8 protein-coding genes are annotated in these 11521 nt (G+C 71.8%); 1 reads left to right on the top strand and 7 read right to left on the bottom strand.

Annotation, left to right across the window (positions count from 1 at the left end; translation table 11 throughout):
- Positions 1-2204 (top strand): hypothetical protein (locus tag BHU15_RS40570; protein ID WP_171908499.1); only part of this gene is annotated, 2204 nt, incomplete at its 5' end.
- Between the two features lie 22 nt (positions 2205-2226).
- Here the strand turns inward: BHU15_RS40570 and BHU15_RS34065 are convergent.
- From BHU15_RS34065 to BHU15_RS34035, 7 genes are all read right to left on the bottom strand, one after another.
- The gene (locus tag BHU15_RS34065; protein ID WP_069630654.1) at positions 2227-3576 is read right to left on the bottom strand and encodes a protein kinase domain-containing protein; all 1350 of its coding nucleotides are present in this window, start codon (positions 3574-3576) and stop codon (positions 2227-2229) included.
- Between the two features lie 16 nt (positions 3577-3592).
- Positions 3593-4474: a PP2C family serine/threonine-protein phosphatase gene (locus tag BHU15_RS34060; RefSeq protein WP_069630653.1), complete on the bottom strand. Its 882-nt coding sequence runs from the start codon at positions 4472-4474 to the stop codon at positions 3593-3595.
- Positions 4471-5127: a vWA domain-containing protein gene (locus tag BHU15_RS34055; protein WP_031228810.1), complete on the bottom strand. Its 657-nt coding sequence runs from the start codon at positions 5125-5127 to the stop codon at positions 4471-4473. Before BHU15_RS34055 ends, BHU15_RS34060 begins: the two co-directional genes overlap by 4 nt.
- A 180-nt stretch (positions 5128-5307) precedes the next feature.
- On the bottom strand, positions 5308-7905 hold the full coding sequence (locus tag BHU15_RS34050; RefSeq protein WP_069630652.1) for a GTPase-associated protein 1-related protein: 2598 nt from the start codon (positions 7903-7905) through the stop codon (positions 5308-5310).
- Between the two features lie 54 nt (positions 7906-7959).
- Complete coding sequence (locus tag BHU15_RS34045) at positions 7960-8922, bottom strand: carbohydrate ABC transporter permease (RefSeq protein WP_079128566.1); 963 nt, start codon at positions 8920-8922, stop codon at positions 7960-7962.
- Positions 8919-10091: a carbohydrate ABC transporter permease gene (locus BHU15_RS34040; protein ID WP_167756165.1), complete on the bottom strand. Its 1173-nt coding sequence runs from the start codon at positions 10089-10091 to the stop codon at positions 8919-8921. Before BHU15_RS34040 ends, BHU15_RS34045 begins: the two co-directional genes overlap by 4 nt.
- A 75-nt stretch (positions 10092-10166) precedes the next feature.
- Complete coding sequence (locus tag BHU15_RS34035) at positions 10167-11408, bottom strand: sugar ABC transporter substrate-binding protein (RefSeq protein ID WP_069630651.1); 1242 nt, start codon at positions 11406-11408, stop codon at positions 10167-10169.
- Positions 11409-11521: the final 113 nt, after the last annotated feature.

Here is an 11521-nt window from a genome sequence, read left to right as displayed (position 1 = left end):
GCGTGGAGCGGTGGCGGCCCGGCAAACGGGTGGAAGGCGCGAGCGAGGACGGCACGGACGGGCCGCCCTCGGGGCTGCCGCTGCCCGTGCTGCCGCAGTTCCCCGGAATGCGCGGCTTCGCCGAACTGGACGCGGTGATCGGCCGGTTGGGGTTCCGGCATGCCGCCGATCTGCTGCGGGGGCCGGCCGTCGAGGCCGGGACGAGTGTGTTCGCGACGCTGCCGAAAGCGGCGACGGACGACGGGTTCCGGATCCTGGACGGCCTGTGGTTCCCCGCCCGGGGTCGGGCGTGGACGCGGGTGGACCTGAGCCACATCCGGGAGACCGCCGAGCGGTGGCGCACCTCCTCCGATCCGCGTGCCGGTACGGCGGCGGCGCTGATGGACACCATGGAGACCGTCGTGCGCGACGATCCGATGGGGCCGCGCCGCATCGTGCTGTGGCAGGTGTGCCGCGCGCTGAAGGACCGGGCCGGGGGGCCGACGGCCGGGGCGGCGGAGGCTCTCGGTGTGCACAGCGCGGAGGCCGGGCCGCTGGCGTCCGCCGTCGCGGCGGGCTTTCCCGGCCGGGGCCCGGCGCGTGACGCGGCCGAGTCGCTGAACGACATCTGGCCCGGTGAGCGGCTGCGTGAGGCGCTGCGGACAGCCGATCTCCTGCCGTCGCACCCCACCGATCACGGACTGGCGAACTTTCTGGCCCGGCTGAACGAGCGGGCGGTGGCCGTGGACCGGCTGATGGCCGAGGCGCGGCGGCTCGGCACGCTGGGAGAGCTGCGTGCCGCGACGGTGTCCTGGCTCGCGGCGGTGCGGCGGGCGGCCGACGACGACGACGCGATGGCGGGCCTGCTGGGCGCCGCCACGCTGCTCGCCGACGCGTCGCACTCCCCGGACGCGGCGTCGCCCACGGATGCCACGGTGCGGGCGGGCGTCGCGCAGCGGGCCGTCACGCTGGCGTGGTCGGCGGCGCGGCTGCCGCGTGACACCGCGCGGCTGGGCGGCCCGGTGTCGTACCGGGTGCTGCGCTTCGTGGACGGCGCGCCGGAACAGGCCGTCGAGGTCCCGCTTCCGGAGGGCTCGCTCTCGGTGCTCGACGTGGGCGCGCCGATCGGGAGGCGGGTGCGGTACGCCGTACTGCCGCTGCGCCGGGGGCAGTTGGCGGGCGTGCCGCGTGTCACGGGTGTGGTGCTGCTGGTGCCGGACGTGGAGGACGTCCGCGCGGTGGCGGTGCCCGACGGCGTACGGCTGGAGTGGCGGGCGCATCCGGCGGCGACGGGGTTCCGGGCGGTGCGCTCGACGGCGCGCCGGGTGGTGCCGGAGCAGCCGACGGACGGGGTGCCGGTGGACGGGCTTCCGGTGCCTGCCGGGCCGCGGGGGTTCGTGGACCGCCCGCTGGGGCCGGGGACGTATCTGTACGAGGTCTCCTGCGGCTATCCGGCGGTGCCCGATCTGCCGGGCGACGGAGGGGAGTTGGTGTGGTCGCCGGGTCTGCGGGTCGCGGCGACGTCCGTGGAGTGGCCGTCGCCGGTGGAGGACGTGACCGTGCGGCGTCTCGATGACGGCACCGTGACCGTCGACTGGCGTCCTCCGGCGCGCGGGAACGGCCGGCTGGTGGAGTGGCCGGGGCTGCCCATGGCGCCGGGTGACGATGTGTCAGGCACCCCGGCCGCGCGGTCGGCGGCGGGTGACGGTCCGGTGAGCGTGGTGCCCGACGTGCGGTCGCGGGTCCGGATGACGGCGGTCAGTGTGCTCGGCGACCGGGCGGTGGCCGGTGCGAGCGTGCTCGTCGAACGGCCGGGCCCGGTGGAGGACTTGACGGCCCTGCGCACCTCCCCGGGCACGGCGGAGGTACGGTTCCGCTGGCCGGAGCCCGCGGTCCTGGTCCTGGTGGTGTGGGAGCAGGAGGGCCGGCGGCGGGAGCGGCGGGTGGCGCGCAGCCGCTATCTGGCCGAGGGACGTGTCGAGATCCCGCTGACCGGCCGCCCGTGCCGGATAGAGGTGAGCGCGGTCCCCCGTCCGGACGCGGTGTCCGTCCCCACGGTCCCATCGACGACGTCTCTGCCCCACGTACCCGAACCGCCGCCGCAGCCGCCCCGCAACAGCCGCGCCCTGGCGCTGCTGTCGTTCCCGTGGACACCGTGGAGCAGCGGCGGGGCGCCGCGCGGGCGGCCGTGGTGGGCCCGCTGGCGCCCCGGTTCCGGCGGCTGAGCGCGGCGGTTCGGGGAGATGCCTAGGCGTGTACCTCCGCCTCCGTGCCGCCGCCGAACTCCAGCAGCAGTCCGGGGCGCAGAGCCACGGTGCGGCCGGGGCCGACCTCCTGGACCGTGCCGTCGTCGCGGCGGACCGTCCAGTCCCGCGTTGTACGGTTGGTGAGGCCGAACCGCCCGCGCTGCTGCGGGTGTTCGGTCATCTCGCCCACCACGGCGGTGAAGTCGTGCCGCTCCGGGTCGTCGACCAGGTGGTGTGCGTACACGCGCGCCTTCGGGTCGAGGCGGATGCCGCGGCGGGTGCGCAGTGCTCCCCGGCCCGTGACGACTTCGAGCTTCGGGGGCAGCTGAACGGTGGTGCCGCACTTCCAGCAGTCGGGCGCGGGCCCTTCGGGCTGGGTCATGTTCTGCCGGCCGCAGGACACGCACACCGTGATCGCGTCGAGCACCCGGCTCAGCGCGTCCCGCCACTGCGACTCACGGACCCGCGCCGACGGCGTGCCGAGCCCCTGCGTGAAGGTCTTGACGAACAGGTCGCGCAGGATCTTCGGCAGCGCGCCCCACGTCGCGATGACGGTCGGGTGTTCGCCGGGCACCGGCCTGTTGGCGGGGTCGGCGGGGTCGTAGATGAACAGCGGGTGGGTGCCGTACATCCTGCGCTTGGCCGCCTCGTCCATGCACCGGATCTGCAACGCCTGCGCCCCGTCCAGCGGGTGATGGTTCATCAGCAGCAGAAACAGCAGGACGGCGAGCGAGTGCAGGTCGGTCTGGATGCCGGGCCTCGCACCCTTGTCGCCGCGCACCAGCTCGGGGGCCATGAAGTCCATCGTCCCTGCGACGGCGGCGGCTTCGCCCTCCACCACGGCGTTGTCGTTGTCGCACACCAGCACGTCGCCGGTGGCCGGGTCGAAGAAGATGTTGCCCCAGTTGATGTCGCGGTAGGCGATGCCCTTGGAGTGCAGGGTGAAGTACGCCTCGACGGTGTGGAGCGCGGCGGCGACGAGCGTACGCAGCGTGGTCGCCGCGACCGACGCGTCCCGGCGGAACAGCGCGGGCAGGTCATGGTAGCGCTGGGGCCGTACGTCCATCAGATAGCCGAAGCCCGGATAGGTGGCGTCCGGGTCCATCACGACCGTCTGCGGCCACAGGAACCGGTCGTCGTTCCAGTTGTGGTGGATGAGCCCTTCGAGGATCTGCCGCTGCCGGGCGTCGGCCAGTTGGGGGTAGTACCACTTCACGGCCCGGTCGCCGTACGGTGTCCGCACCCGGTAGACCTCACCCTGGCCGCCCGAGCCGAAGAGCTCGGCGACCGTGACCCGGTCGCCGGATTCGGTGATCAGGGTCTGTCCGGCCAGGAGCATGCCGTTCGCCATGCCGTACCTCTCTGCTTCAGTGCGTGTCGATGTGGGGGTGGGGCTGGGGCCGGGCTGCGCCGGGGCCGGGCACCGGGAAGGCGCCCGCCAGCGTCGCGTCGTCCCCCGAGTACTTGGCCGCGTGGCCCAGCCAGTCGGGGAGCTGGGCCTGGACGGCCGCGACGCCGTGCGACGCGGCGCCCGCGCGCACCCCGGTGGCGAAGGCCAGGAACCCCTCGTGGTCGGCGAAGCTCTTGGAGAGTCCGTCGGTGGAGAGCAGCACGCCCGGTGGCGGGCCGCCGGTGAGTGGCTGCCAGTGCAGCCGCGCCTTGCGCCAGGCCTCGGGCTCGCAGAGCGATTCCGTCTCGTCGCCCATGTCGGGGCCGGTGTAGAACGGCATGTGGGTGGTGCCGTCCTCGTCGACGAGGACGATGTCACCGTCTCCCAACTGCCAGCAGATCAGCAGGCGTTCGGTGAGGACGGCGCCGACGAGAGTACTGCCGTAGACGGCGAGGTCGGCCTCGGGCGTACCGCTGTGGGGCGTGCCGTGTCCGCCGTGCGCCGGGGAGTTGGCCTCCTGCGTCAGGACACGGCGGCGCCAGGCGTGCACGACCTGCTGCGGGAGGGTGCGGGCCTCGGCGAGCAGCCGGGGCCAGTTCGCCGCGTCGTCCCCGCGCCGTACGACCTCACGCGCGTACACCCGGGCACAGGAGGTGAAGGCCTCCACGGCCCAGCGCGCGCCGAGGTCACTGCGGAAGTGGGCGCGCGATCCGTGCCCGTCGGCGACGGTCAGCACGGCGGCGCGGCCGTCCGCCGTGGTGAGCGCCGTGCCGCGGTCCTGGCTGTACTTCTTGGCGACTCCTTTGACTCCTCCGTCGAGGAGTTCCCACGCCACGGTGGGTGTCCCGGTGGCGTTCACCAGATGTCGGTCTCGTCCTTGGTCAGCGGCACGACGGGCGAGACGTTCGCGGGTGTGGCGTCCTCGATCTTCGGCGCCGACGCCTCCTTCACCACCGCGGTGGACATCCAGCGGATCGCGGCGGCCAGTTGGCGGGGGTTCTTGGCGAGCAGCGGTTCGAGTTCGGGGTTGCCCAGGAACTCCTTGAGCATGCTCTTGTCGGCGTCGTCGCCGATCGCGACGGCGACCCGCACCGCGCGCTTGCCCCACGGGGTGTCGTCGATGGCGCGCAGTCCCGAGCGCCAGTCGTCGGTCGGCTGGCCGTCGGAGACCAGGGCCAGGACGGGCGGCAGCGCGCGCTGCGGCATCGGCGGGGTCTGGAGCGCGGCGGCGGCCATCCGGAAGGCGGCGCCCATGTCGGTGGCGCCGTAGGTGTGTACGTCGTCCCAGGTGAAGCGGTCCACCGGGGTGGGCTCCTGGATGTGCCAACTCGCGCCGCTGGCGAAGGAGATGGCCCGGACGAGCAGGGAGGCGGCCGGGTTGGACTGGGCGGCCTGCTGCATCTCCGGAATGGCCTCACGGATGGCGAAGTTCAACTCGCCGATCTTGCCGTTCACCCCCATGGAGCCCGAGCAGTCGAGCATCCAGATGAAGTGGGCCGGGCGGCTGGCCATACTGCCGCCGGGCACGTCGAGAATGATGGTCACGCTGGTCCTCTCCCCCGAGGCGTCCCGTTCGCGCACGCCTGGTTCTGCCTGTGTGATGCGGTGCGGTACTGCTGAAAAGCCGTGGTGGAAAGCCTAGTTGGTGCCCCGTCGGTAGGTGGGTTGAGCAGGGATATCCGTCCCCTTCGGTCAGTGCTTCGGATACGGCGGCGGCGGGTGCGACGGCGAGTATCCGGGCGGGTACCGCTGAGGGATCGGAGGCAGCTCGCCGGGTTTCGGCGGTGGTGGCTGCCCGGGGACGTGCGGGGCGGGCTGCGGCTGCCCGTGGCCCGGTGTGTACGTGGCGGGGGCGCCGGGGATCAGGGTGTCGCCGCCCCCGGTCGTCGTCTCGTTCGTCCAGCGCAGCCAGGTCTGGAGCCAGCTCTGCGACCGTTTCAGCAGCTGGTTGGCGACGGCGCCACGCTGTTCCTCGTTCATCCGGCGCAGCACCACACCGAGGGTCCCGCGCAGCAGCTCCTCGACGTTGGTGTGCCATTCACGGGAGGAGGTCGTCAGATCCCGGCGCCAGACGAAGAAGAGATCGGCGACGGCGTCGGGCCGGGCGGCCATGCGGCTCACCTGGGCGTCGTCGGCGTACTCGGCCTGGACGGCGTGCCGGTAGTGCCGCTGCAACGCCGGTTCGGCGTTGGCGAGGTACGACAGCGCGCCCGACTGGTAGAGGTCGAGCGGAGTGAGGCCGGCGAAGCCGCGGGCGAGCAGCTGCTGGACGCCGTCCCACACCTCGTCCGCCGGCCTCGCGGCGCGGCGCAGCTCGCCGACCCGGTCCACGACGTCCCTGGGCGCGCCGCCGGTGCGCGCGAAGTCGTCGGCGAGGACGAGGAGTTCGGCGGTGGCCCGCTCCCGTCCGCCCAGTCCGGCCCGGCGGTGGACCGCGTGGGCGAAGTCGACCAGCTCACGGTCGAACCGTCCGGGCGAGGTGAGCCACGGCAGGAACCGGGTGCCGAGATCGGCGGCGAGGATCGCCTCCGCGCCGCAGAGGCGGACGAGGTGGGGAAAGTGCGTCCGCTCCGGCTGGCCGGATCCCCAGACGAGCCACCACAGGGTCTGGAGTGTCGCGGGATCACCGGCGCCCGACGCGCCCGCGCCGGGGGCGGCCGGTTCGGCGAGTTTCGTGAACAGCTCGATCCCGCGCAGGCGGTGGGGCGGTCCGCTCCACCGTACGGCCAGGTCGACCAGCGCGACGGAGGGCGGGGCGGCCTTGAGATGGGACCGTACCCAGTCGCCCTGGGGTGACATCAGCAGGTCCTTCAGGAGGTCGCTGCGCCGGCCGGTGGCCTTGACGGCGAGTTTCTCCAGGACGAGCCGGTTCAGCCCTTGGTGGCCGACGCCGTTCAGTACGGCGACGGCGTCGGCGCTCTCGGGGCCGTACGGGTGGAGCAGGGCGCGCACCAGCTTGTCCACCGCGTCCTGGACGCCTGCGCCCTGGTGGCCGTGCAGGACGAGCGCGAGATGCAGGGGTCCGGCCCAGGTGGCGACGGGGCCGCGCAGCCGGCGCCCGAGCCCCTCGTCGAAGTGGGAGCCGAACTCGGCCCGCAGCGCGCGCCGGGCCGCCTCGCCGAGGGGCAGTCCGACGAGCGGGTCGTGGCGGAGCTTGGTGTCCTGGTCGAGCGCGGCGGCGAGCCGCCGTTTCGCGAGTGCCAGTGCCAGCGGGTCGGTGACGTGCTCGGAGCAGTGCTTGGCCAGCTCCTGGCAGACGCGGGTCAACTCCTCGACGGCCGGGGCGCCTTGGGTCTGGTCCCGGGCGGCCGACGCGAGGGTGGCGACGACGGTGCGCAGCGAGTCGCTGTGCAGGGTGGTCAGCCGCTCCCCCGGCTCCGTGCCCAGCCGCAGGAGCGCGGGGACGAGCGCCGCGAGGTCGAACGGGTCGGCGACCCGCGTCGTACCGGACGAGGAAGCGGCGGGGGCGAGAGGGACCGGCGGGGTGCCCGCCTGCCACAGCGCGGCCGTCAACTCGGCCCAGGGGTCGGGGAGGACGGGGCTGCCGGGGCCGCCGAGGGCGTCGTGGACGCGGTAGAGATGCTGGACGAGCAGCGGGTCGTGCCGGTCGAACGCCGCGTCGGGGCCGATCCCGACGATCTGCTGCGGCGCGTCGTGCGGTTCGTCGGCGCGGGTGACGAACGTCAGCTCCCTGGCGAGGTGGTCGGGGAGCGAGGCGCAGGCGAGCGCGATCCAGTGGGCGACCGTCCCGGGGTCCTGTTCGGCGACGACGATCTGCCGTCCCGCGGGGTCGGCCCACAGGCGCCGTACGTCGGCGAGGAACGGCGCGACGCGCGTGGCCTGTTCGCGGGCGAACCGGACGAGCAGCGGGCGGTCGAAGTGCCCTTCCGGCGCGGGCAGTTGGTCCCCGTCGGCCTGCGTCGGGGCGTCCCAGGACCGGGAGCGCCAGGTGTCGATGGGCCACACCCGGTCGAATCCGGCGGCGCCCGCCGGGAGGTGTACGACGTCGATGAACTGCCGTGGCGCGCCGGGGTGTTCATGGTCCGTACGGCCGTTGCACAGGAGACTGCCGCCGGCCGGGAGCCGGCTGCAGCTGAGAACTCCGTGCGAGGTCCCCCGGTGGGTGAGGGCGATGACCTGCTCGACCTGCGCGAGCAGATCGTGCGCGGCCTCGCCCTCGGCCCGTGAACTCTCCGCAGCCGTCCGCCCCGGCGGCCGAAGCGGCTGGAGGCGGACGCTGCCGGTGTCCGGCTCCCGGTCGAGCAGGTAGCTGAGACGGCGGATGACCATGCCACATTCTGACCAGCCGTCTCAGCCGGCCGCAGGTTCTCGGGGAAGTTTGACCTATTCCTTGACCGCGCCCGAGTTCGCGCTCCGTACGAAGTGGCGCTGGAAGACGAAGAACAGCACCGCCACGGGAAGGGTCGCCAGCAGGGCGGCCGTCAGCTTGAGCGGATACTGCGTCCCGCTGCTCAGGCTCCCCGAGACGAAGGACGCCAGGCCCGTCGTCAGCGTCTGGTACTGCGGCGACTGGGTCGCGACCAGGAAGTGCGTGAACTCGTTCCACGATCCCTGGAACGAGAGGATCGTGAGGGTGATCAGGGCGGGCTTGGCCATCGGCAGCACCACCGACCAGAAGGTGCGGAAGATGCTGGCGCCGTCGATCCTGGCCGCCTCCTCCACCTCCTTGGGGACGGAGAGGAAGAACTGCCGCATGATGAACACGCCGGCCGCGTCGACGAGCAGGGGGACGATCATGGCGGCGTACGTGTCGAAGATGCCCAGCTGGTTGAGGACGAGGAACTTCGGGATCAGCAGCACCACACCGGGCACCGACATCACGGTCAGCAGCCCGCTGAAGAGCAGGTTGCGCCCGCGGAAGTCGAGGCGGGCCAGCGCGTAGCCGGCCAGCGAGTCGAAGAAGACCCGCCCCGCGGTGATGAACAGGGTGACGAGGACGGAATTGCCCAGCCAGGTGCTGAACGGCACCGCGTCCCCGGTGCCGCCGAGTCCGAACAGCCGCCGGTAGGAGTCCAGCGAGAACGGGTTCGGTATCAGGGACAGCGGATTGGCCGCCGCGTCGGGGTCGGTCTTGAACGACGTCACGATCTGGATGGCGAACGGCAGCAGATACAGCAGCCCGATGCCGGTGAGCAGCAGATACAGGACGACCAGCAGGACCCGGCGGCCGGTGCCGCCCGGGACGCGCGGCCCGGCGGGAGTGCTGGTGGGGGTGTGTGCGGGAGTCCGTGGCCGCCGGGCGGTCGGGGTCTTCCGCGCCGAGGGGGTCGTGGGTACCGTACTCATGAAGCCCTCCGGCGAATGGCCCCGAAGCGCCTGCCCGTACGGACCGGCTTGTCGCGGTCGCGCAGCACTACGCGCTGGATCAAGGTCATCACCATGATGATCGCCAGCAGGATGAAGGCGATGGCCGCGGCGCGGCCGTATTCGGAGTCCTGGAATCCCGCGGTGTAGGAGAGGAAGGCGGGGGTGAGGGTGGTGTTGCCGGGCGCGCCCTGGCTCATGACGTAGACGGCGTCGAAGATCTGCCAGCTGCCGATCAGTCCTAGCGTGACCACGAGGAAGATCACCGGGCGCAGCGCGGGGATGGTGACGTTGCGGAACGACTGCCAGCGGCTGGCGCCGTCCAGGAGGGCGGCCTCCTCCAGCTCGGCGGGTACGTCCTGGAGCGCGGCGAGGAAGATCAGCATGTAGGTGCCGGACGATGTCCACACGACCAGCACGATGATGGTGCACATCGCGATGGAGGGGCCGGACAGCCAGTCCCACCAGGACAGTCCGAGGAAGCCGTTCGACGCGAGGGCCGCCGCCGGTTTGTCGGGGTCGACGATGCCGAGGCCGCCGAGCAGCGTCCACACCAGTCCGTTGGCGTCGGTGAACCACTTCGGTCCGGTGATGCCGACCCACTTCAGCAGCGCGTTGACGGCGCCGCTGCCCTGGAACAGGAAGAGGAAGACGGTGGAGATGGCGATGGAGCTGGTCACCGAGGGGAAGTAGAAGATCGTCCGGAAGATGCTCTTGCCCTTGATCCGGCGGCTGTTGACGGCCACGGCGAGCGCGAGGGCGAGGATCGTCTGGAGCGGGACGACCAGCAGGACGAAGTAGAGGTTGTTGCGGACCGAGGTCATGAACAGCGTGCGGTCGAGGCCGTCGTTGGTCAGGACGTTGGAGTAGTTGTCCACTCCGACGAAGTCGGCTGCGCCGGTGAAGGGGTTGGACTGTCCGTTCCAGTTCAGCAGGCTGACCCACAGGGCCATCCCGATGGGCAGCAGCAGGAACAGTCCGAGGACCAGCACCATCGGGCTGACGAAGAGCCAGCCCCACATTCCCTGCCGGCCCTTGATGCCGGACGCGGACCCGCGACGGGCGCGCCGTCCGGTGCCCCCGGTGCCGCCGCCTCCGGGCGGGGCCGGCGGCGCCGCGACAGAGCCACTGCCGCTGCCGTACTGACTCATGGTGTTTCTCTCTCCTCAGGCACCCGCCGGGGCCGGATGCCCCGGCGGGTGTCGTACACGGTGGGGCCGGGTCCGTCAGCCGTTGCTCTTCAGGACCTGCTCACCGTTGGTCTGAAGGTCGCCGAGGATCTTCTTGGGGTCTCCGGTCGCCAGACCGGCCAGGTCGGTGTCGAACTGTTCGAGCACCTTGGTGAAGCCGGGCAGGGTGACGGGGCCCTGGGCGTAGGCGGAGCCGTCCACGAAAGCCTTGTCCTGCGGGTGCTGCTTCTCGTACGTCGCCAGTGCGCTGGTGCGCGAGGGCATCACGCCGTACGCGTCGGCGAACTCGACCTGCTGCTCGGCGGTGGTGAACGCCTCGACGAGCGAGACGGCCGCCTCGTGGTGGCTGCTCTTGTTCGCGACGCCCCAGCAGGTGCTGAAGGAGAGCGTGCCCTCACCCTTGGGGCCCGCGGGCAGCGGGACGACCGTGTAGTCGACGTCCGGGAAGTCGTTCGTCATCGCGCCGGTCAGCCAGTTGCCCTCGATGGTCATGGCCGCCTTCTGGGCGCCGAGCGCTTCACCGCCCCAGCCCGCGTCGACCTGCTTGGGGTAGCTGAGCACCTTGTCGTTCAGCAGCTTCTTCACATACGTCAGCGCCTCGACGTTCTCGGGGCTGTCGGCCGTGATCTCGGTCTGGTCGGCGTTGGTGATCCAGCCGCCGGCCTGCTTGAGGAAGGGACCGAGCTGGTTGTACGAGCTGTTGACGACGAGGCCGCTGACCTTGTCCGTCGTGAGCTTCTTGGCGACCTTCGCCAGGTCGTCCCACGTCTTGGGGTAGTCGGCGTCGGTGAGACCGGCGGCCTTCCACATCGTGGTGTTGATCGCGAGGGAGAGGGTGGAGCTGTCCTTGGGCGCGCAGACGAACTTGTCGTCGTAGCTGAAGGAGCTGCGCAGCGTGGCGGAGAAGTCTTCCTTGTCCGCGAGCTTGTCACCGTACGCGTACAGGGAGTTGCCCTTGGCGTAGTTGGCGAAGACGGCCGAGCCGACGTAGAAGACGTCCGGCGGCTTGCCTCCGGCCAGCGCCTGCCCGAGCTGCTGGTCCAGGTTCTGGGCCGGGGTGACGGTCACGGTGTTGCCGGTCTTCTTGGCCCAGGCGGCGGCCGCGGCCTTGACGGCGTTCGTCTCGGCGTCGCCGGAGGAGCCGATCATCACGGTCAGCTCCTGCTTGCCGGAGCTGTCCTGTTCGGCGCTGCTGTCACTGCCGAAATCGGACGAACATCCGGTGATCAGGAGCGCGCCGCATATCGCGGCAGCGGTCGCGGCTCTGTTCTTCTTCATCTGCTTCTCTCTCCAGCTGTCGCTGTCGGGGACTTCGCTGTCGGGGATCGGATGGCCGGGGAGGCCTGGGGACGGTGGCCGGGGACCGGCCGGGGGTGCGGTGGTACGTGTGG

This window comes from Streptomyces niveus, assembly GCF_001723055.1.
Classification (GTDB): Bacteria; Actinomycetota; Actinomycetes; order Streptomycetales; family Streptomycetaceae; genus Streptomyces; species Streptomyces niveus.
The sequence above is the reverse complement of the archived record's forward strand: the minus strand, read 5'-3'. Positions and strand labels throughout refer to the sequence as shown.

Bases quoted from the DNA above. Each gene is read 5' to 3' on its own strand.
- BHU15_RS34040 (WP_167756165.1), bottom strand. From the start codon at position 10,091: ATGAGTCAGTACGGCAGCGGCAGTGGCTCTGTCGCGGCGCCGCCGGCC.
- BHU15_RS34050 (WP_069630652.1), bottom strand. From the start codon at position 7,905: ATGGTCATCCGCCGTCTCAGCTACCTGCTCGACCGGGAGCCGGACACC.
- BHU15_RS34055 (WP_031228810.1), bottom strand. From the start codon at position 5,127: ATGGCCAGCCGCCCGGCCCACTTCATCTGGATGCTCGACTGCTCGGGC.
- BHU15_RS34065 (WP_069630654.1), bottom strand. From the start codon at position 3,576: ATGGCGAACGGCATGCTCCTGGCCGGACAGACCCTGATCACCGAATCC.
- BHU15_RS34045 (WP_079128566.1), bottom strand. From the start codon at position 8,922: ATGAGTACGGTACCCACGACCCCCTCGGCGCGGAAGACCCCGACCGCC.
- BHU15_RS34035 (WP_069630651.1), bottom strand. From the start codon at position 11,408: ATGAAGAAGAACAGAGCCGCGACCGCTGCCGCGATATGCGGCGCGCTC.